Raw genomic sequence first — 21,205 nt, 5'->3', positions numbered from 1 at the left:
ACGCGGTGACCAGCACCACAACAACATCATGGATGATGGACACGTGTCAGAAATCAAGCGTGGGAGCGCGGCGCGCAATGCGAAGCTGGCCAGCCTGCCCGTCGGCTTCGCCGGCCGGGCAGCACTCGGGTTCGGGAAGCGGCTGACCGGCAAGTCGAAGGACGAGGTCACCGCCGAACTCATGGAGAAGGCGGCCAACCAGTTGTTCACCGTCCTGGGTGAGCTCAAGGGCGGCGCCATGAAGGTCGGTCAGGCACTGTCGGTGATGGAGGCGGCCATCCCCGAGGAGTTCGGCGAGCCCTACCGGGAGGCGCTGACCAAGCTGCAGAAAGACGCGCCACCGCTGCCGGCGGACAAGGTCCACCGGGTGCTCGACGCCCAGCTGGGCACCAAGTGGCGGGAACGGTTCAGTGATTTCGACGACACCCCGGTTGCCTCGGCCAGCATCGGCCAGGTGCACCGCGGCGTGTGGGCCGACGGCCGCCGGGTGGCGGTCAAGATCCAGTACCCGGGCGCCGACGAGGCGTTGCGCGCCGACCTGAAAACCATCCGCCGGCTGACCGGCATCTTCAAACAGCTGGCTCCGGGCGTGGATGTCAAGGGCGTGATCGATGAACTGATCGAACGCACCGAGATGGAGCTGGACTACCGGCTGGAGGCCGATAACCAGCGGGTCTTCGCCAAGGCCTACGCGGGCCACCCCCACTTCCTGATCCCCAACGTGGTGGCCAGCGCCCCCAAGACGGTCATCCAGGAGTGGATCGACGGCATCGGGATGGCCGAGATCATCCGCAACGGCACCGTCGAGCAGCGGGACCTGATGGGCACCCGGCTGGCGGAGTTCACCTGGGACGCGGCGCGCCGTCTCGAGCTGATCCACGGGGACGCCCACCCCGGCAACTTCATGCTGCTGCCGGACGGCCGGATGGGCGTGATCGACTTCGGCGCGGTGGCGCCGATGCCCGGCGGCTTTCCCCCGGAGCTGGGCGCGGCTGTGCGCTACGCCCGCGACAAGGACTACGAGCGGGTCATCGCGGTGATGCGCCAGGGCGGCTTCATCCAGAAGGGCCAGAACGTCTCGGTGCGCGAGATCGACGAGATGCTGCGCCAGTACGTCGAGCCGGTCGAGGTCGAGGTCTTCCACTACACCCGCAAGTGGCTGATGCGGATGGCGGGCAAACAGCTGGAACGCCCCGTCGAGCAACTCAAGACGGCCCGGCAGCTGGACCTGCCGCCGAAGCTGGCGATGCCGATGCGGGTGCTCGGGTCGACCACGGCGATCATGTGCCAGCTCGACGCCCATGTGCCGGTCAAGCGGATCTCGGAGGAATTGGTCCCGGGCTTCACCGGTCCCGACGTCGAAACCGTCGGCCCCTCGGCCTGACCCTCACGCCGCCACGGGCTGTTTGCGGGGCCGGCCGCGAGGGCGTTTGCGGCCGATGATGCTCCCGCGGTCGAGGATCTCGCCGCCCCAGACCCCCCACGGTTCGCCGCGCTGCAACGCCAGCGCCAGGCACTGCCGCCGGATCGGGCAGTCACCGCAGAGCACCTTGGCCCGTTCCAGATCGGCTGGGTTGTCGGCGAACCACAGATCGGGGTCGCGGTTGCAGGGCAACTCGGGCAGTCTGCGAGTGCGTGTTGCGGTGGTGGACATCGGCTGGTCACCTGCTTTCCGGTACGTCTGGCGTGATCCGGGCCTGGTGGTGGGTGTGCCGGGAAAAGACAGCGGCCACGGATCCTGGTCGGGTCCGTGGCCTGCGGTGGGCGGGGGCTGGCGCTTAGGGCGTACCCCGCTGCACGGACGAGTCGACTACGGCGACGGCATGGCGAATACGCGGTGCCGCCGCCTCGGCAGCGGCGTGGCGCGCGCCGGCCGGGCGTACCCGAATGCCGCTGCTGATCGTGGTCATGGTGTCCGAGGTTAGCGGGTCGGGGCCGAGGCTCACAACCGAATTACCTCCGGCACGGCTCAGCCCCGGTTGCGGACCAGCTCGAGCACGTCGGAACCGAACTGCTCCAGCTTGCGCGCGCCGATGCCCGGGATAGCGACCAGGGCGGCCTCGTCGGTGGGCAGCATCTCGGCGATCGCGGTGAGCGTGTTGTCGGAGAAGACGATGTAGGCGGGCACTTTGAGCTCGGTGGCGGTGCGCAGCCGCCAATCCTTGAGCGCCACCAGCAACTCGGTGTCGACGTCGGCTGCGCACGTCTCGCACCGGCTCAGCATGATGGCCGCCGGCGTGCCCAGCGCCTTGTTGCAGACCCGGCAATGTTTCGGCGCGCCGCGGGCGCGGCGACGCGCGGGCGCCCGCGGATCGGGCTGGGGCACCGCGCCGTCGATACCGTGCAGGAACCGCGACGGCTTGCGGCCGGCCCGCCCGCCGGGGGCGCGGGCCAGCGCCCAGCTCAACGCCAGGTGCACCCGGGCGCGGGTGACGCCGACGTAGAGCAGCCGACGTTCCTCCTCGACGGCCTCACTGTCGGGGCCGTGTGCCAGGGCGTGCGAGATCGGCAGGGTGCCGTCGACGAGCCCCACCAAGAACACCGCATCCCATTCCAGCCCCTTGGCGGCGTGCAGCGACGCCAGCGTCACGCCCTGCACCGTCGGCGGGTGACGCGAGTCGGCGCGCACCCGCAGTTCGGTCAGCAGACCGGGCAGATCCAGGTCGGGGCGCTGCGCCACTTCGTCGTCGACCAGTTCGGCCAGCGCACCGAGGGCCTCCCAGCGCTCCCGCGCCCTGACGCCGCTGGGTGGCTCGGCCGTCAGCCCCAGCGGTTCGAGCACCCGGCGCACGGTGTCCGGGAGCGCGGAGCCGGCATCGTCGCCGCGCTCGGCGGTCCGCCGCAAGGCCACCAGCGCCTGCCGGATCTCCTGCCGGTGGAAGAAGCCCTCTCCCCCGCGAACCTGGTAGGCGATGCCGGCCTCGGTCAGCGCCTCCTCATACACCTCGGACTGCGCGTTGACCCGATACAGCACGGCGATCTCGGCCGGCGCAACACCGCCGTCGATCAGCTTCGCGATCGACTTGGCCACCGCGGTCGCCTCGGCGACCTCGTCGGGATGCTCCCGAAACGTCGGCAGCGGGCCGGGGTCGCGCTGGCCGACCAGCTTGAGCTTGCTGCCCGCAACGCGCCCGCGGGCCGCAGCGATCACCCGGTTGGCCAGCGACACCACCTCCGGTGTGGACCGGTAGTCGCGTTCCAAGCGCACCAGGGCGGCATCCGGGAAGCGGCGGGTGAAGTCGAGCAGGTAGCGCGGCGAGGCGCCGGTGAACGAGTAGATGGTCTGATTGGCGTCGCCCACCACGGTCAAGTCGTCGCGCTCGCCCAGCCAAGCCGAGAGCACCCGGTGCTGCAGCGGCGTGACGTCCTGGTACTCGTCGACCACGAAGCAGCGGTAACGGTCCCGGAACTCGGCGGCCACCGCCGCATCGTTCTCGATGGCGGCGGCGGTGTGCAGCAGCAGGTCGTCGAAGTCGAGCATCGCCACTTCGCCGCGGGCTTTCAAGGCTTCATACCCGGCGTAGACGTCGGCCAGTTTCGTGGCCTCGATCGGGGTGTCGCGGCCGGCGGCGGCCACCGCCTCCGGATATTGCTCCGGCCCGATCAGCGACGCCTTGGCCCACTCGATCTCGCCCGCGACGTCGCGGACGTCGTCGTTGGACAGCCGCAGTCCGGCATGTCCGGCGGCCCGGGCGACCACCCCGAACTTGCGGTCCAGCAGTTCCCAACCGGTCTCGCCGACCACCCGCGGCCAGAAGTAGCGCAGCTGGCGCCGCGCGGCGGCGTGGAATGTCAGTGCCTGAACTGCGCCCACACCGTTGCCAACGCCGCCCTCGCCGGCTGCGGCCGAGCCCAGCGCGCGCAGCCGCGACCGCATCTCCCCGGCGGCGCGCTGGGTGAACGTCACCGCCAGCACCTGCCCCGGTGCGACATGGCCGGCCGCGACCAGGTGCGCGATCCGGTGGGTGATGGTGCGGGTCTTGCCGGTCCCGGCACCGGCCAGCACGCACACCGGCCCGCGGGGAGCCAACACGGCGGCGCGCTGCTCGTCGTCCAGGCCGGCGATGAGCGCATCCATGGCGTCCATCTTGGCAGGGGCCTCCGACGCCGGGCCGCCAGCGGCCCGCATCCCCAGCCGCTAGCGTTAAGAGCTATGACTGTTAGCGATCCACCGCTCATCATGTACACGACGCAATGGTGCGGTTACTGCCGCCAGCTCAAAAAGGCCCTGGAGAAGTTCGAGATCGGCTACGACGAGATCAACATCGAGCAGGACCCCACGGCAGCCAAGTTCGTCGAGTCGGTCAACGGCGGCAACCGTACGGTTCCGACGCTGCGCTTCGCCGATGGTTCGACGATGACGAACCCGACCGGGCGTGAGGTTAAGGCGAAGCTGGATCGGCTCAGCAGCTAGGCGGCGGACGGTCGGGGCGGGCCGGTCGGTCGACCCAGGACTCGATGATGGTCCGGGCGATCGAGATCGACCCGGGCAGCAGTAGTTTCGCGTCCGGGGAGCCACCCGTCCAGGCGCCGGCCGCCAGCGCGGCCCGCACCTCGTCGCGGGTGAACCACGCGGCCTCGGTGATCTCGCCGTCACTGAAGACGAATTCCTGGTCCGGGTCGGCGACGGCGTGGAAGCCGACCATCAGCGAACGCGGGAACGGCCAGGGCTGGCTGCCCAGATAGTTCACGTCGCGCACCGCCAGCCCGACCTCCTCGTGGACCTCGCGGACCACGCAGGCCTCGAACGACTCGCCGGCTTCGACGAAACCGGCCAGCAGCGAGAACATCCGCACGGGCCAGTTGTGCTGCCGTGCGAGCACCACCCGGTCGGCGCCGTCGTGCACCAAACAGATCACCGCCGGGTCGATGCGCGGGAACTCCTCGGCGCCGGTGATCGGGTTGACCCGCGCCCACCCGCTGCGCACCGGCTTGGTCGGTGTGCCGTCGACAGCGGAGAACCGGGCGTTCTCATGCCAATTCAGCAGGGCGATCGCCGAGGAAACCAGCTGGGCGCTGGTGTCGTCGAAGACGTCACCGGTCACCCGCAGGTCGAGCACCGAGACGTCACCGTCGGGCGGGGCCTGCAAGGCGCCACGGATCGCCCAGACATGCCGGCCGTCGTCGATACGGCCCAAAAACACCGCGTCCGGCGGCGGGGTCCGACCCAGTTCGGTGGTGTCGTGCAGCACCACGCGCCCGCCGGCGACCAGCACCTGGTTGCGAGCATCGACCCGCAGCAGCGCCGCGGCCGACCAACCGGCGACGGCGGCGTCGGTGTCGGTGCGCAACTGGTCGGCCCGGTCGGCCCCGACCCGTGACAGCAGCGGTGTCTGGCGCAGCCGGAAGCTCACGGGTTGTTCACCGTCCGCACGTAGAGCAGCCGGTCGCCGGCCTCGACCGCATCCAGTTCCGGTGCGTCCAGCCGCAGCAGCTGCCCGTCACGGACCACGGCGAGCACGATGTCGTTGAGATGTTTCGCCGAGCCACCGACTTCCTGTTGCTCCACTTCCCGCTCGGCGATGGCGTAGCCGGCGTCGGGGGTGAGCAGATCTTCGATGATCTCCACCACGCTGGGCGTGGTGGTGGCGATACCGAGCAGTCGGCCGGCCGTCTCCGAGGACACCACCACCGAATTGGCGCCGGATTGTTCCAGCAGGTGCTGGTTCTCGGCTTCCCGGATGGCCGCCACGATGGTGGCCTCCGGGGCGATCTCGCGGGCGGTCAAGGTGACCAGCGCCGCGGTGTCGTCGCGGCCGGTGGCCACCACGATCGCGGCCGCGCGCTGGGCACTGGCCAGGCGCAGCACATCGGACTTGGTGCCGTCGCCGCGTACCGTCACCAGCCCCTTGCCCTCGGCCTGGTCGAGGACGGCCTGGTCGTTGTCCACCACGACGATGTCCTTGGGCGGCGACTCGTCGTCGCCACGCATCGCGGCGATGGCGGTCTTGCCCTTGGTGCCGTACCCGATGACGATGGTGTGGTCTTTCACCCTTCTCCTCCAACGCTGAATGCGGAACGCCTGCCGCGAATTCTCGGTGAACGCCTCCACGGTCGTTCCGACCAGCAGGATCAGGAACGCGATCCGCAACGGGGTGATGACCAGGACATTGATCATCCGGGAGAATTCGGTGACGGGCGTGATGTCGCCGTAGCCGGTGGTCGACAACGTCACCGCCGAGTAGTAGAGGCAGTCCAGGAAACTCAGCCGGTCGCCCTGCACATCCTGGTAGCCGTCGCGGTCGAGGTAGACCAACAGCGTCGACACCAGCAGCGCCGCAAACGCGATCGCGGTGCGCCGGTAGACGGTGCGTCCGGGACTGGATTGCCGCTGCGGCATGTGCATGCGGCCGACCAGCGCGTAACTGGGCTGGGCGGTCAGCGGTTCATCAAGGCCGCGCAGCCGGCGCCATCTAGCGCTCGCCACGACGAACGGTCACCGGTCAGCCTGACGCACGGACCCACTGTAACCATCCGGGTCGGCACCGGTGAGCAGTGCGGCCAGCTCGGCGGCATCGGGCAGCTCATCGGGGACGACGGTGGTCCCGGTGCGCACGTAGTGGAAGGCGGCCCGCACCCGCGACTCCGGGCAGCCGGTCAGCGCGGCCCAGGCCAGCCGGTAGACGGCGAGCTGGACGGCGGCGTGCCGGCGCGCCTCGGGGCCGTCGGGGGCCGCACCGGTCTTCCAGTCCACCACGGTGACCCCGCCGTCCGGCTCGGCGAACACCGCGTCGATGCGGCCCCGCACCACGGTCTGCCCGAAGGTCATCTCGAAGGGCACCTCGACGGCGGCCGGTGAGCGGGCCGCCCACGGCGAATCCAGGAACGCCACCTGCAGGTCCGCCAGCTCTTCGGCGTCGGTCCGGGCGATGTCGGCGTCGGCGGCACCGGGCAGGTCGTCGAGCTCGAAGAGCCGCTCGGCACCGTAGAACCGCTGTACCCAATCGTGAAATGCCGTGCCCAGCAACGCATGCGGGTCCGGGCGGGTGGGAAGCCGGCGGGTCAGCCGCTGGGCTGCACCGGTGGGGTCGCGGCTCAACTCGACCAGACCGCTCACCGAGACCTGGCTGGGCACCGGCCGGGCCGGTTGCGCTGCCACGCGCGCCCGCTCGGCCAGCAGCGCATCGACCTCGGCAGACCATGAGCCGGCCCGCGATCCGTCGACGGACTCAGCGTCCGGCGGCGGGTCGGCCCGGAGCGCCGCGCTGACCAGCGCCGCGCCACGTTCGACATCGCTTCGCCGGCCGGCCAACGGATCGACCGGCCAGGTCGCTTCGGTGACGTTGTCGCCGAGCGGGTTTCGCTCGCCGTCGGCCGGCGCGTCCACCCACTGCTCAATCGACCCGCACGGAGTCCCGGCGGCCGCCGAATTGTCGATCACCGCCTTGAGTTCGGTCAGGAACTCCGACGGGCCGCGCGGCTTGGTCTCACCGGTGCCCCAGTGGTGACCGGAGACCAGCAGGGTGTCCTCGGCGCGGGTGACCGCGACGTAGAGCAGCCGACGCTCTTCGTCGACACGGCGCTGATCCAGCCGGCGCAGATGCTCGGAGATGATGTCGGACAGCTGTTTTCGATCCGTGACCGCGGTCGTGTCGAGCACCGGGACGCCGTGATCGCCCAGCTCGGCGCGGTCGCCGCGCAGCAGCGGCGGCAGTTCGGCCGCATCCGAGAGCCAGCTGCGGCGCGACGCGGTCGACGGAAACACCCGCGCCACCAGGTGCGGCACCGCCACCACCTGCCATTCCAGTCCTTTCGCGGCGTGCACCGTCAGGATCTGGACCCGGTCGGCGGCCACCGCGGGTGCGGCCGGCGCCAATCCGTTCTCCACCACGGCAGCCGCATCCAGGTAGGCCAGCAGGCCCGGCAGCGATGCCTGTCCCACGCGTCCCTCCACGTAACCGGCCACCACGTCGGCGAACGCATCGAGCTGCTCGGTGCCAGACACTCCGGTCACCGGCTGCGCGGCGAGCATCTCGCAATCCAGCCCCATCACCCGGCGCACTTCGGCGACCAGGTCGGGCAGCGGATGGCACAGGTGGCCGCGCAGCACGGTCAGCTCGTCGGCCAGCGCGGTGACGCGCCGGTATCCGGTGGCCGAATAGCGCTCCGCCGGGCCCGGGTCGGCGAGAGCATCAGCCAGGCACGCGGTGTCGGAATCGGGTCCGGCCTGCGCGGCGATCTCGGCGGCCGACAGCGGCCCGCTCACCTGATCGGTGCGGGCCAGCTCGGCCGCCCGCCGCCACAGTGCGGCCAGGTCGGCGGCACCGAATCGCCACCGCGCACCGGTCAGCACCCGCATCGCCGCGGCACCGGCGGTCGGCTCGGACACCAGCCGCAGCATCGCCACCAGGTCGGCGACCTCCGGCACCGACAGCAGCCCGGCCAGCCCGACCACCTCGACCGGGATGCCGCAGGCCCGGATCGCCTCGGCGAACGGCGCGGCGTCGGCGTTCCGCCGTACCAGCACCGCGGCGGTGGGGGGAGCGACGCCGTCGGCCGCTGCCTGCCGGTAGCGCTGTTGCAGCGCCTCGGCCACCCACCGGTGTTCGGCGGCCACGTCGGCCAGCAGCGCCAGCCGCACCCCGCCCGGTGGCGCATCCGGCCGCGGCCGCAACGTGTGCACGGTGACCGAACGCCGGCGGGCCTCCGCGGAGATCTCATTGGCGACGTGCAGCACCTCCGGCGGGTTGCGCCAGCTGGTCCGCAGCTCCAGCGTCGGGGCCGGGGTGCCGTCGGAGAGCGGGAAGTCGGTGGCGAATCGGGGCAGGTTGGTCGCCGAGGCGCCGCGCCAGCCGTAGATCGACTGAATCGGGTCGCCCACCGCCGTCAGGGCCAGCCCGTCGTCGACGCCGCCGCCGAACAGTGACGACAGCGCGATGCGCTGGGCGTGGCCGGTGTCCTGATATTCGTCGAGCAACACCACCCGGTAGGTGGCGCGCAGCCGCGCGCCGACGGACTCGCCGGCCTGCGCCAGCCGAGCGGCCGTGGCCATCTGCGCACCGAAGTCCATCACCCGCTCCGCGCGCATCCGCTGGTGCAGTGCATCGATCAGCGGTACCAGCGAGGCGCGCTCGGTCTGGGTGTCCAGCATCTTGAGCAGCGACTGGTTGGGGTCGGCTCGCTGACGCGGTCCGGGTGGCAGGGTATGGACCAGCCGCTCCAACTCCAGGTGGGTGTCCCGCAGCGCATCGGTGTCCACCAGGTGTTCGGCCAACTGCCCGGCCAGGCGCAACACCATAGCGGTGATCGCTGCCGGGTCCCGGTCGGTGCGCAGTTCGCCCGGGTAGGCACTGACCACGTCGAACGCCAGCTGCCACAGCCCGGTCTCGGTGAGCAGCCGGGTATCGGGTTCGATCCCCAGCAGCAGCCCGTGTTCGCGCAGCAGCGCACCGGCGAACGCGTGGTAGGTGCTCACCGTCGGCGTTGCCGGACCACCGGCCGATCCGGCGGAACCCGGCTCGGCAATCATCAAGCCGGTGCCGGACAGCCGGGCCAGCCGGGAACGGACGCGGCGCAGCAGTTGGCCGGCGGCCTTGCGGGTGAACGTCAACCCCAGCACCTGGCCCGGATCGGCATAGCCGTTGGCGACCAGCCACACCACCCGGGCGGCCATCGTCTCGGTCTTGCCGGCGCCGGCGCCGGCGATCACCACCAGCGGACCCGGCGGTGCGGCGATGACCGCCGCCTGCTCCGCGGTGGGCTGGTGCAACCCGAGCGCTGCTGCCAGCTCGGCGGGATCGTAGCGGGCTTTCATGTGCCGCTCCCGCCGGTGTGGGCCGGGCAGATCGGCCGGATCGGGCAGTGCCGGCAGCCGTCGTTGACCCGGGCGGTGAACTGCGGACCGGCGGTGGCGGCGGCCGCCGCAGCGATGCGCTCCCGCCAGTCACGCCCGGACTCTGCGGTGAGCGGGTCCTGCTCGCGCGCGGTGGCGCCGCCGGCCGCGGCCTTGGCCGGGTAGACCAGCCGCGCGCCGCCGGGCTGCTCGTCGGAGCCGACGAGGCCGGCCTCCACTGCCAGCTGGTAGACGGCCAGCTGTGCGTGCTGTTGCGCGTCGTCCTTGCTGACCGGCGTCTTGGCGGTTTTGACGTCGACGACCACCAGCCGTCCGGCCGCATCGCGTTCGATGCGGTCGATCCGGCCGCGCAACCGCACCCCCTCACCGGCGTCGATCACGCCGTCGAAGGCGATCTCGGTGCCGACCTCGGTGAGTTCGTCGCGGGTCTGCGCCCGCCAGGCAAGGAACGTCTCGATCATGGTGCGGTGCCGGTCCTGCTCGTTGGCCGAGTGCCACGGCGATTCGAACGGCAGTTGCCGCCAGGCCCGGTCCAACTCGGCCAGCAGCTCTTCTCGGCTCACAGCGGACTCCGCGACCAGGGCGTGCATCAGCGACCCGATTGTCGAGCGCAGGTCACGGCCGTCGGTTCCACCGTGCCGTTCGGCCAGCCAGCGCAGCGGGCAGTCCAGCAGGCTCTGCAGCGCAGACGGCGACAGCGTAACGACCTGCCCACCATCGGCGCGCCACAGCGGTTCCTCGGTGCTCACCGGCGCCGTCCCGTGCCAGTCGGCCGGGTCGGCGCCCGGTACACCGGCAGCTGCCAGCCGAGCTAATTGTGTTGCGGCGTCGGCACGTTCGGAGTCACTGACAACACCGTCGGCAGCACAGACCACCGCCCGCAGCCGCCCGACCACCCCGGCCGCCGACAGCACCGGCGGGGCCGCAACCGGCGGTGCCGGTGCCGGCCCATCGTCGCCGGTGGCGCAGGCTGCGAGTTCGGCGTGGAACTCCGAGGGGAGCTGTTCCTCGGCCGCGCCGCCGTCCCCCTCACCGTCGACGGCGGTGATCATCAACCGATGGCGTGCCCGGCCCATCGCCGCCACCAGCAGCCGCCGCTCCTCGGCGAGCAGCGGCGCCCGGGCCGAGACCTCGTCACCGAGACCGTGCAGGCTGTCCAGCAGACGCTGGGTCCCCAGCACGCCGCCGCGCGGAACGGTATTGGGCCACAGCCCTTCCTGGACACCGGCGATGACCACCAGATCCCACTCGCGCCCGAGTGCGGCATGCGCGCTCAGCACCTCGACCGCCTCGACGCCCGCCGCGGCCTCGGTGCGCGGCATCACCAACTGCATGGCGGTGACATGCTCGATGAGGCCGGTCAGGGTGGCCCCGGCCGTGCGTGCGACATAGTGCTCGGCGAGATCGAACAGCGCGGTCACCGCGTCCAGATCCCGGCCGGCTTGGGCGCCGGCCGGACCGCCGCGCTGTGTGGCCGACAGCCAACGTTGTTGCAGCCCGGACCGATTCCAGGCCTGCCACAGCGTGTAGTGCGGATCCCGGCCATCCTCGTGGCTGCGCGCCGCGGCCTGCAACACCGCGCGCACCCGCCGCAGTGCGCGCGCGTGGGCGACCGGCAGCTGACCGGCCTCACCGCGCAGCACCGCCACCAACCGGCCACCGGGATCGGATTCCGGGTCGGCCGCGGCGCCGCGGCGCAGCACCCGCTGCAGCTGCCGCAACGAGATCGGGTCGATGCGCCCGATCGGGCCGGTGAGCAAGGTCAGCGCCCGGGGACCGTCCACACCCTCGGCCGCGCATTGCAGCACCGTCAGCAGTGCTGCCACCGCCGGCTGCTGGGCCAGCAGGCCGCCGGCGGCGGGAAGGGCCACCGGGACACCGGCGGCGGTCAGCGTGCGAGGCAGTCGGGACGCCGCGCGCGGCACCGACCGGACGATCACCGCCATCTGCGACCAGGGCACGCCGTCCACCAGGTGGGCGCGCCGCAGCGTATCGGCGATCAGGGCGGCCTCGGCATGGCCGGAGACCGCGGTGCGCACGGTGACCGACCCGCCGTCGGGACCGGCGCCCTCGAGGCGCCGGGTGGCGCTGACACCGGGCAGTCGCGCGGCGATGGTGTTGACGGCGTCAGCCACCGCCGGGGCGCAACGATACGAAACCGAGAGCTGCACAACGGGTGGGCCGTCGGAGAGCAGCGCGGCCGGTTCGGCGCCGCGGAACCCGTACACCGCCTGGTCGGGGTCGCCGGCGATCACGGTGCGCTGCGCTCCGGCGGCCAGTACCCGCACCAGCCGGGCGGCCTGCGGGTCGAGTAGCTGGGCGTCGTCGACCAGCAGCAGCCGCAACCGGCTGCGTTCCTCGAGCAGCAGGCCGGGGTCGGCGGCGAAGGCCTCCAGCGCGGCCCCGACCAATTCCGCGGCGCCCAGCGCCGGTGTGGTGGCCTGCGGTGCCGCGGTGCCCACCGCGGCACGCAGCAGCATCACCTGTTCGTACTGCCGGGCGAACCGGCCCGCGGCCGTCCACTCCGGGCGCCGGTACCGCTTGCCCAGCCGGATCAGCTCGGCCGGGTCGACGCCGCGTTCGGCGCAGCGCGCCATCAGATCCCGCAGTTCGGTGGCGAAGCCGTCGGTGCCCAGCGCCGCGTGCAACGACGACGGCCAGGCGCGGGCGCCGTCGCCGGCGAGCAGTTCCCGGATGACGCTGTCCTGCTCGGCCCCGGTGACCAGCCGCGGTGGCGCGGCCTCGGCCCGTCGCGCGGCGCGCTGCAGCACCGCGAACGCGTAGCCGTGCACGGTGCGGACCAGTGGCTCCCTGATCGCCCTGGCGGCCGCCGTGCCGCCCGCGGCCAGCAGCGTCGCGGTCAGTGCACCCCGGGCCGCCGCCGGAAGCCGGCCCGATCCGGTCAACAACAACAGCGAATCCGCATCGGCGCCGGCGGCGACGTGAGCCACGGCCACCTCGATCAGCAGGCTGGTCTTGCCGGTCCCCGGGCCGCCCCGCACCTGCAGCACTCCCCGGCGCAGCGGATCCAACGCCGCGGCGACCTCGCCGGCATACGGCTCCCAGTGCTGCGTCATGACGCCATGACACCACTACCCTCTGACAATCCCGGTGAGGGCTGGCACCATCGACGGGTGAATTCCGATCATCGGCTGCACGTGCACCGCTACGGTCCGGACGGCCCGATACAGCTGTTGGCCGTGCACGGCTTGACCGGCCATGGGGCCCGCTGGCGGCACGTCGCCGGGTATCTGCCTGAAACCACGGTCGCCGCACCAGATCTCATCGGCCACGGACACTCGTCGTGGGCGGCCCCGTGGACTATCGACGCCAACGTGGCGGCGCTGACCGGGTTGCTCGAGGGCGGCGCCGGCGGCCCCGTCGTAGTCGTCGGGCACTCCTTCGGCGGAGCGATAGCGCTGCATCTGGCCGCGGCGCGCCCCGACCTGGTCCATTCGGTGGTGCTGCTCGACCCGGCGATCGGCCTGGACGGCCACTGGATGGCCGAGATCGCCGCGGCGATGCTGGCGTCCCCGGACTATCCCGACGCCGCGGAGGCCCGCGCCGAGAAGGCCAACGGGGGGTGGTCGGACGTGGACCCGGCGCTGCTCGACGCCGAACTCGCCGAGCACCTGGTGGCACTGCCCGGCGGGCGGTGCGGCTGGCGGATCAGCGTGCCGGCGATGATGTCGTACTGGAGCGAGTTGGCCCGCCCCCTCGTGCTGCCACGATCGACGCCGACGACGCTGCTGCGCGCCACCCGCACCTCACCACCGTATGTGGGCACGCGCCTCATCGAGGCCCTGCAGACGCGACTCTGCACCAACTTCCAACTCGTGGACTTTGATTGCAACCACATGGTGGATCAGGCGCGGCCCGCCGAGGTGGCAGCCGTCATCCACGACCGGTTGGCCCGGAACTAGGAGGTCCACGGTGGCGACGGTGACCGACGAGCAGGTCGAGCGGGTACGCGCACTGATCCTCGGTATCCCGGCCGGCCGGGTCGCCACCTACGGCGACATCGCCTCCGCGGCAGGGCTTTCCAGCCCTCGCATCGTCGGCTGGATCCTGCGGGTCGACGGCGCCGACCTGCCGTGGCATCGGGTGATCAGGGCGTCCGGACGGCCGGCAACCCAGCTGCGCACCCGACAACTCGAACTGCTTCGCGCCGAAGGGGTGACTGCGGTCGACGGACGAGTGGATCTGCGCGCCGCGCGTCACCGATTCTGACGGCACCTGCGGTGTCAGAGCGCCAAGCGCACCAGTGCCGCGGTGCGGGCCAGCCCCGGGAATGCCTCGGCCGTCGAACGCGGGTGCAGCGCATGTACGGCGAGTCGGAAAATCAACGCGCGCAACAGCATCTGCGGCCACTCGGGCAGCGAATCCCAGCGTTCGATCAGCCCGTCATCGGCGTCACCCCACGACAGGGCGTCTACCACCACCACTCCGGCGGCCCAGGACGGCGGCCGCCAGTACGGCGTGATGTCGGTGATGCCGGGCGCCGCGGCGCCGGAGAACAGCACCGTGCCGTACAGGTCGCCGTGCACCAACTGACTGGAACCCTTGGTGGGCTTGCGCAGCGTGGCGAGCTGATTGATCAGGTCGATGGACCGCTGCCCGTCCACCGAACCCGGGGCCAACCGGGCGCCGGTCTGCAGTGAGGCGAACGGCTTCTCCTCCCACGCGGCCCGATCGGCGGCGATGAACACGTCGACGTCGGCCCACGGCGCCACCGGCGCCTGGGTGAGGAAGCGGGGTCGTTCCAACTTGGCGGTGGCCTCGTGCAACCGAACCCCCGCCGAGACCACTTCGTCGTGACGGGGTTCGGGAGTGCCCGCCACGAAAGTGTCGGCTCGCCACCCCGACACCACATAGCGTCCGTCGGTGGAGCGCACCGGCCGGGCCAGTCGGATGCCGTCGGCGAACAGCGTTTCGCGCACCTTTGCCGACCAGGCGGCCCTGGCATGGTCGGCAACCATCGACACCACCACTTCCCCGCACTTCCAGCCGTCCTCCCACCCGGCGTCCAGCGGAGTGGGCTCCATGCCGCGAAGGCCGAAAGTCGCCAGGACATGCTCAGGCGGCGGCTCGACAGTCACGCGACAACTCTATGTCGTCAGCGTCCGCGCGTCGGGGAGCCTCGCCGGGGTCATGCGGCGGTCCCAGCTTCGGCTCTCCTCCCTCGAGCCTCGCTGAACCGCCGGGGTTGATACGGCGGTCCCAGCTTCGGCTCTCCTCCGTCGAGCCTCGCTGAACCGCCGGGGTTGATACGGCGGTCCCAGCTTCGGCTCTCCTCCGTCGAACCTCGCTGAACCGCCGGGGTCATGCGGCGGTCCCAGCTTCGGGGGTCAGTACATCACCATGTCGGGCTGCATCGCCTTGGCCCACGCCACAATTCCACCCTGCAGATGGACCGCGTTGGCGAAACCGGCCTTCTTCAGAGTGGCCAGGGCCGCCGCCGAGCGCACGCCGGTCTTGCAGTACAGCACCGGAATCCGGTCCTGCGGCAGCGTCGCCAGCCCCTCGCCGGTGTTGAGCATCGACTGCGGCACCAGCCGGGCGCCCTCGATGTGGTTGATCTCCCACTCCGCCGGCTCCCGCACGTCGATCAGCTCCAGTTGCTGCCCGGAGTCCAGCAGCTCACGCAGCTCGGCCGGGGTGATGGTGGACCCGGCGGCCGCCTCGGCCGCATCCGCGGAGACCACCCCGCAGAACGCCTCGTAGTCGATCAACTCGGTGATCTTGGGCGTGGACGGATCCTTGCGGACCCGAATGGTGCGGTAGCTCATCTGAAGTGCGTCATAGATCAGCAGCCGACCCAGCAACGACTCGCCGATGCCGGTGATCAACTTGATCGCCTCGGTGCCCATCACCGACCCGACCGACGCGCACAGCACCCCCAGCACGCCCCCCTCGGCGCACGACGGCACCATTCCCGGCGGCGGAGGCTCGGGGTACAGGTCGCGGTAGTTGAGTCCCCGGCCGTCCGGTGCGTCCTCCCAGAACACCGAGACCTGGCCCTCGAAGCGGAAGATCGAGCCCCACACGTACGGCCGGTGCGCCAATGCCGCGGCATCGTTGACCAGATAGCGGGTGGCGAAGTTGTCGGTGCCGTCCAAGATCAGGTCGTACTGCTCGAACAGCTGCACGGCGTTCGACGCGTCCAGCCGGAAGTGGTGCAACCGGACGTCGACCAGCGGGTTGATCGCGTTGATCGAGTCGCGGGCGCTCTCGGCCTTGGCGCGGCCGACGTCGGCGACCCCGTGGATGACCTGGCGCTGCAGGTTGGATTCGTCGACGACGTCGAAGTCGATGATCCCGATGGTTCCGACCCCGGCGGCCGCCAGATACAGCAGCGTCGGTGCGCCCAGCCCTCCGGCGCCGATCACCAGCACGCGCGCGTTCTTGAGCCGTTTCTGTCCCTGCACACCGACGTCCGGGATGATCAGGTGTCGGCTGTAGCGCTCCACCTCATCGCGCGTCAGCTCGCCGGCAGGCTCCACCAGCGGCGGCAGTGATCTCGACACCGCACAATCTCCTCGAAGTCGTCTTCGTCATCCATCACAGCAGCTGGTGGCGGCAACGACAAACCCACCACGAAGCTTCCCGGGTCCGGCAGCCGGATCACTCGATCGGTTCAGGCGATGGGGGCCGGCCACGGGTTGAACCTGCAGGTCTTCCCGTCAGGCTTGACCCAGTCCGGGTCGAACTTCGCCGCGTCGTCATTGGAGGTGCCGAACGTCTGCTGCATCATCACCGGCGCCAGACCGTCCTGCCGCTCGCACGGCTCGTGATGCTGATAGCCCAGGGCGTGACCGACCTCGTGGTTGATCAGGTACTGCCGGTAGGAGCCGATGTCGCCCTGGAACGGCACCGCGCCGCGAACCCAGCGCGCCTCGTTGATGAACACCCGCGGTTCCGACCGCGCACCGTAGGACGGGTTGTAGCACGACGCTTCCAGCGGAATCTCGTACCCGCAGCCTTCCCGAACGGTCAGCGGCGAGGTCAGCGAGATCCGGAAGTCGGGTTCGACGCCGCTGGTCGCGTCGACCCGCACGAACCCGATCTGCGGGTTGTGCGTCCACCCCTTGGGGTTGCGCAACGTCTGGTCGACCATCCGGGCGAACGCCTCGTCGCCGCCGAAGGCGGTCGTGTCGATGCCGTTCTCCACCTCGATGGTGTAGGCGAACACCTTCTGGGTGCCCCGGCCGAATACCGGCTGGGCGCCCGGAACGACATGCCAGGTCATGGCGCCGGCCTCGGTGAACGGGCCACCGTCGGGCAACACCCCGGTCGGTAGGTTGACGTCGAATTCGGTGAGCCCCCGCGGCGGCGCGCCGATGATCGAGGTGCCGGCAGATCCGATCGTCGGCGGGCCCTGCACCGGCTCATCGAAGTCCTGGGCGCGTACCCCGGTGCCGGTCACGGTCTGATAGACCACCACCACGGTGAGCACCATCAGGACCGGCAGTGCGTAGGCACGCCAGCCGTAGGTGGACACGAAACTGCCCAGCCAGGTCTGTTTGCGCCACTGCCGATGGACGTCGCGGTCAGACCGCAGCCGGCCGGTGCCGGCGGCGAGTGGATCGCGCTGCGCGCGCAGGGGTTCGCGGAAACGATCCCGAAGTACCGGGGCTCGACCGCCGCCGCGTTGCCCCGGGTCGTAGGTCACCGTTCCAGAATGACACAACCTCTGCGAGCTGGGACTCTTCGCCGCGCCATGTCGGCGGGCCGCCAACCGTGCCGCAACGGGCCGGCGCCGTGTTGGTGGATGTCGCTGGCAGATCTGACGGGGGCAGCGCGTAGTCTCGCTCTCACGCACCGGCCGTCGGGCGCTCATTCCTGCCGGCCGGCCGAACCCGGATTGAGGAGTCGATGAGCAAACCGATCGACACGGCCGAGCGCGGTGGCGGCAAGTCGGCAGGCCGCGGCTCAGCGGCCACCAAGGCGCCGGCGGCCACCAACCGTCGGGGCAGCCGGCTGCCCCGCGACGAACGACGCGGACAGCTGCTGATCGCAGCCAGCGAGGTGTTCGTCGACCGCGGCTACCACGCGGCCGGTATGGACGAGATCGCTGACCGGGCGGGCGTCAGCAAACCGATCCTCTACCAGCACTTCGCCTCGAAACTGGAGCTGTACCTGGCGGTGCTGGCCCGCCACGTGGAAAACCTGGTCTCCGGTGTGCGGCAGGCCCTGCGGACCACCACCGACAACCGCCAGCGGTTGCGGTCGGCGGTGCAGGCGTTCTTCGACTTCATCGAGCATGACGGCCAGGGCTACCGGCTGATCTTCGAGAACGACAACGTCGCCGAGCCCCAGGTCGCGGTCCAGGTGCGGGTGGCGACCGAATCGTGCATCGATGCGATCTTCGATCTGGTCAGCCACGACTCCGGCCTCGACCCGCACCGCGCCCGCATGGTCGCCGTCGGGCTGGTCGCGATCAGTGTGGACTGCGCCCGCTACTGGCTCGACAGCGACCGTCCGATCTCCAAGGAAGACGCCGTCGAGGGGACGGTCGCGTTCGCTTGGGGCGGGCTGTCACACGTGCCGCTCACTCGTTGAGACGAACCGCCTCCGTCAAGAGGAATTAGCCCGGGCAATGGTTTCGGAGCCGATCCCGAACCCGACCCGCCGGCTGTCGGCGGCCCCGATCTCCACATAGGCGATCTTGGCGGCCTGCACCAGGAACCGGCGCCCCTTGTCGTCGGTGAGGGCCAGCAATTCCGTGCCCTTGCTCAGCGCGGCGACCACCAGTTCCTCGACTTCATCGGGCGTCTGCGCGCTGTTGATGACCAGTTCGCGCGAGCTGTCGGTGACCCCGATCTTGACCTCCACGCCAGCCCCTTTCGTTTGCGTCGGGCGTTGTCAAGCAGGCTAGTGGACGGGCCCGCGGTTGGTGCGCACCGGTCGTTCGCCCTTGGCGATACGCCGGCCGCTACGCCAGGCCCAGTTCGCGCATCCGCTCGTCATGGGTGTGCTGGATGCGGTCGAAGAACCCGGCCAGGTGTGCCAGCCCGGCCGCACCGGCGACCACCAGGTCGACGAGTTCGTCGTGGTCGGCCAACACGTACTGGGCCTGGGTGATCGCCTCTCCGAGCAGCCGGCGCGACCACAGCGCCAGCCGGCTGCGTTGCTTGGCGCTGGCCGTGACCGCGGTGCGCACCTCGTCGACGACGAACTGGGAGTGCTTGGTCTCGGCCAGCACCGCGCGCACCACGTCGGCCACCTCGTCGGGGAGGCCATGGGCGATCTGCAGATAGAAGTCGGCGGCCATCGCGTCACCGACATAGGTCTTGACCAGCGCCTCCAGCCAGGTGCTGGGCATGGTCAGCCGATGGTAATTGTCCAGGGCGGTGGTGTATTTCGACATCGCCTCCACCACATCGACACCGCGGGCGTCGAGGGCTTGACGCAGCAATTCGAAGTGGCCCATCTCCGCGGCGGCCATCGCCGCCATCGAGATCCGGCCACGCAGATCGGGTGCCATGCGGGCTTCGTCGGTGAGCCGGTAGAACGCCGCCACCTCGCCGTAGGCCAGTACCGCGAAAAGCTCGTTGACACCGGGATGATCGGCGGACAGTCGGGGCGGGGAAGGCTGCGCTTCGGCGTCGGTCGAGGGAACCGAATTCATCACCACACTGTAGGCGTTGCGCCGGACTGGACCGGTGCCCGGCCCGACCAGGTAGTATGACCGCAGGCAGTGCCGATTCGGCGCTGTCGCGCAATGTGCGTACACGCGGTTGGCCCGCCTCCTCGGCGAGTGCAGGGCCCCCCGGATTGGCAAGTCAGGTATCGACCGTCACAGCGTGTGCGCCCCGACCACACCGCGATCGACTTTCATACCGCGCCAACTCCGAAAGGCATCTGCCAGCGCATGACCCCCGTTATCGCCACCACTCGACCCACCTCCCCACCGACCTTCACCGAACTGGGCGTGCGCGACGAGATCGTCCGCGCCCTCGCCGAGGACGGCATCGAACGCGCTTTCGCGATCCAGGAGCTGACGCTCCCGCTGGCCCTGGCCGGCGACGACCTGATCGGCCAGGCCCGCACCGGTATGGGCAAGACCTACGGTTTCGGCGTCCCGCTGCTGCAGCGGGTCAGCACCAGCACCGACCGGCCGCTGACCGGCATCCCGCGGGCGCTGGTCGTGGTGCCCACCCGCGAGCTGTGCATCCAGGTCTCCGGCGACCTGGCCGATGCGGCGAAATACCTGACCGCCGGAGACCGTCCGCTGTCGGTGCAGGCCATCTACGGGGGCCGGCCCTACGAGCCGCAGATCGAGGCGCTCCAGGCGGGCGCGGACGTCGTCGTGGGCACCCCGGGCCGGCTGCTCGACCTGGCCCAGCAGGGCCATCTGCAGCTGGGCGGGCTGACCGTGCTGGTGCTCGACGAGGCCGACGAGATGCTGGACCTGGGCTTTCTGCCCGACATCGAACGCATCCTGGCCCGCATCCCCGATGACCGGCAGTCGATGCTGTTCTCGGCGACCATGCCCGGCCCGATCATCACGCTGGCCCGCAGCTTCATGAACCAGCCCACCCACATCCGCGCCGAGGCGCCACACTCCTCGGCGGTCCACGATGCCACCGAACAGTTCGTCTACCGGGCCCACGCGCTGGACAAGGCGGAGCTGGTCGCCCGGCTGCTGCAGGCCCGCGGCCGGGGCGCCACGATGATCTTCACCCGCACCAAGCGGACGGCGCAGAAGGTGGCCGACGACCTCGGCGAGCGCGGGTTCAAGGTGGGTGCGGTGCACGGCGACCTCAACCAGGTGGCCCGCGAGAAGGCCCTGAAGGCGTTCCGCACCGGGGACATCGACGTGCTGGTTGCCACCGACGTGGCCGCCCGCGGCATCGACATCGATGACGTTACCCACGTCATCAACTACCAGTGCCCCGACGACGAGAAGACCTACGTGCACCGCATCGGCCGCACCGGCCGCGCCGGTAAGACCGGTGTCGCGGTCACGCTGGTCGACTGGGACGAACTGGCCCGCTGGTCGATGATCGACAAGGCGCTGAACCTGCAGTGCCCGGACCCGGCGGAGACCTACTCCAGCTCACCGCACCTGTTCACCGAGCTGAACATCCCGACCGAGGCCACCGGCACCATCGGCAACGCGGGCCGGTCACCGGCCAAGCGGTCCGAGGGCGGCGACGGCGAGCGCCGCGAGAGCTCGGCCGACCGGCAGCGGGCGCCCCGCAACACCACCCGCTCCCGGCGGCGTACCCGCGGCGGCCGGGCGGCCGGCGGTGACACCTCGGCTCCGGCCGCCCGGACCGGTGAGCCCGGTGAGGCCAGGACGGCCGGGCCCTCGGACGACAACGGTCAGAGCGCGCCGCGCCGCCGCCGTCGCCGCCGGCCGAGCAAGACCGCCGCCGCGGTGAACGGCAACTGAACCGGACCCGT

Annotated in this window: 17 protein-coding genes; 6 read left to right on the top strand and 11 right to left on the bottom strand. The window is 70.8% G+C overall.

What is annotated here, in order from left to right:
* The first annotated feature begins 28 nt into the window (after positions 1-28).
* Complete coding sequence (locus tag ACAG20_RS07050; protein WP_112688502.1) at positions 29-1,384, top strand: AarF/ABC1/UbiB kinase family protein; 1,356 nt, start codon at positions 29-31, stop codon at positions 1,382-1,384.
* Between the two features lie 3 nt (positions 1,385-1,387).
* Here the strand turns inward: ACAG20_RS07050 and ACAG20_RS07045 are convergent, their stop codons facing one another.
* The gene (locus ACAG20_RS07045) at positions 1,388-1,654 is read right to left on the bottom strand and encodes a WhiB family transcriptional regulator (RefSeq protein WP_112688504.1); all 267 of its coding nucleotides are present in this window, start codon (positions 1,652-1,654) and stop codon (positions 1,388-1,390) included.
* Positions 1,655-1,969: 315 nt separating this feature from the next.
* The gene (locus ACAG20_RS07040; RefSeq protein WP_370492084.1) at positions 1,970-4,087 is read right to left on the bottom strand and encodes an ATP-dependent DNA helicase UvrD2; all 2,118 of its coding nucleotides are present in this window, start codon (positions 4,085-4,087) and stop codon (positions 1,970-1,972) included.
* A 66-nt stretch (positions 4,088-4,153) separates the two neighbouring features.
* On the opposite strand from ACAG20_RS07040, the gene ACAG20_RS07035 reads away from it, so the two are divergent.
* A complete protein-coding gene (locus ACAG20_RS07035) occupies positions 4,154-4,414 on the top strand; it encodes a mycoredoxin (RefSeq protein WP_041318427.1) in 261 nt (86 codons plus the stop codon).
* Here ACAG20_RS07035 and nudC read toward each other — a convergent pair.
* Genes nudC through ACAG20_RS07015 form a run of 4 tightly spaced genes read right to left on the bottom strand, consistent with a single transcriptional unit; the run spans position 4,404 to position 12,870 of the window.
* The gene (gene nudC, locus ACAG20_RS07030; protein ID WP_370492046.1) at positions 4,404-5,354 is read right to left on the bottom strand and encodes an NAD(+) diphosphatase; all 951 of its coding nucleotides are present in this window, start codon (positions 5,352-5,354) and stop codon (positions 4,404-4,406) included. The two genes, ACAG20_RS07035 and nudC, sit on opposite strands and share 11 nt — an antisense overlap.
* Complete coding sequence (locus ACAG20_RS07025; protein ID WP_013829844.1) at positions 5,351-6,427, bottom strand: TrkA family potassium uptake protein; 1,077 nt, start codon at positions 6,425-6,427, stop codon at positions 5,351-5,353. The genes nudC and ACAG20_RS07025 overlap by 4 nt, the downstream gene beginning before the upstream one ends.
* A gap of 9 nt (positions 6,428-6,436) precedes the next feature.
* Positions 6,437-9,754, bottom strand: coding sequence for an ATP-dependent helicase (locus ACAG20_RS07020; RefSeq protein ID WP_370492045.1), 3,318 nt, complete (start codon positions 9,752-9,754; stop codon positions 6,437-6,439).
* Complete coding sequence (locus ACAG20_RS07015; RefSeq protein ID WP_370492044.1) at positions 9,751-12,870, bottom strand: ATP-dependent helicase; 3,120 nt, start codon at positions 12,868-12,870, stop codon at positions 9,751-9,753. Before ACAG20_RS07015 ends, ACAG20_RS07020 begins: the two co-directional genes overlap by 4 nt.
* A gap of 57 nt (positions 12,871-12,927) precedes the next feature.
* Between ACAG20_RS07015 and ACAG20_RS07010 the strand changes: the two genes are divergently transcribed.
* Both ACAG20_RS07010 and ACAG20_RS07005 read left to right on the top strand, forming a co-directional pair.
* Entirely contained in the window at positions 12,928-13,716 is a 789-nt protein-coding gene (locus ACAG20_RS07010; RefSeq protein WP_370492043.1) for an alpha/beta fold hydrolase, read from the top strand.
* 10 nt (positions 13,717-13,726) lie between these two features.
* Positions 13,727-14,023, top strand: coding sequence for an MGMT family protein (locus ACAG20_RS07005; protein WP_112688644.1), 297 nt, complete (start codon positions 13,727-13,729; stop codon positions 14,021-14,023).
* 14 nt (positions 14,024-14,037) lie between these two features.
* Here ACAG20_RS07005 and ACAG20_RS07000 read toward each other — a convergent pair whose 3' ends face one another.
* From ACAG20_RS07000 to ACAG20_RS06990, 3 genes are all read right to left on the bottom strand, one after another.
* Positions 14,038-14,892 (bottom strand): TIGR02569 family protein, encoded by an 855-nt coding sequence (locus ACAG20_RS07000; protein ID WP_112688642.1) that lies wholly within the window; start codon positions 14,890-14,892, stop codon positions 14,038-14,040.
* 249 nt (positions 14,893-15,141) lie between these two features.
* Positions 15,142-16,320 carry an adenylyltransferase/sulfurtransferase MoeZ gene (gene moeZ, locus ACAG20_RS06995; RefSeq protein WP_370492042.1) on the bottom strand — a complete coding sequence of 393 codons (1,179 nt, stop codon included), beginning with the start codon at positions 16,318-16,320 and terminating at the stop codon, positions 15,142-15,144.
* Positions 16,321-16,430: 110 nt separating this feature from the next.
* The gene (locus ACAG20_RS06990) at positions 16,431-17,465 is read right to left on the bottom strand and encodes a DUF3152 domain-containing protein (protein WP_370492041.1); all 1,035 of its coding nucleotides are present in this window, start codon (positions 17,463-17,465) and stop codon (positions 16,431-16,433) included.
* Between the two features lie 203 nt (positions 17,466-17,668).
* On the opposite strand from ACAG20_RS06990, the gene ACAG20_RS06985 reads away from it, so the two are divergent.
* Positions 17,669-18,355: a TetR/AcrR family transcriptional regulator gene (locus tag ACAG20_RS06985; RefSeq protein WP_112688636.1), complete on the top strand. Its 687-nt coding sequence runs from the start codon at positions 17,669-17,671 to the stop codon at positions 18,353-18,355.
* 15 nt (positions 18,356-18,370) lie between these two features.
* Here the strand turns inward: ACAG20_RS06985 and ACAG20_RS06980 are convergent, their stop codons facing one another.
* Entirely contained in the window at positions 18,371-18,628 is a 258-nt protein-coding gene (locus tag ACAG20_RS06980; RefSeq protein ID WP_112688634.1) for a DUF3107 domain-containing protein, read from the bottom strand.
* Between the two features lie 100 nt (positions 18,629-18,728).
* Positions 18,729-19,424, bottom strand: a complete 696-nt coding sequence (locus tag ACAG20_RS06975) for a ferritin-like fold-containing protein (RefSeq protein ID WP_112688648.1) — start codon at positions 19,422-19,424, stop codon at positions 18,729-18,731.
* 255 nt (positions 19,425-19,679) lie between these two features.
* On the opposite strand from ACAG20_RS06975, the gene ACAG20_RS06970 reads away from it, so the two are divergent.
* Positions 19,680-21,194, top strand: a complete 1,515-nt coding sequence (locus ACAG20_RS06970) for a DEAD/DEAH box helicase (RefSeq protein WP_370492083.1) — start codon at positions 19,680-19,682, stop codon at positions 21,192-21,194.
* Positions 21,195-21,205 lie beyond the last annotated feature (11 nt).

It is taken from the genome of Mycobacterium sp. pW045 (assembly GCF_041287085.1).
Classification (GTDB): domain Bacteria; phylum Actinomycetota; class Actinomycetes; order Mycobacteriales; family Mycobacteriaceae; genus Mycobacterium; species Mycobacterium algericum_A.
This window is presented reverse-complemented; position numbering and strand designations above follow the sequence as displayed.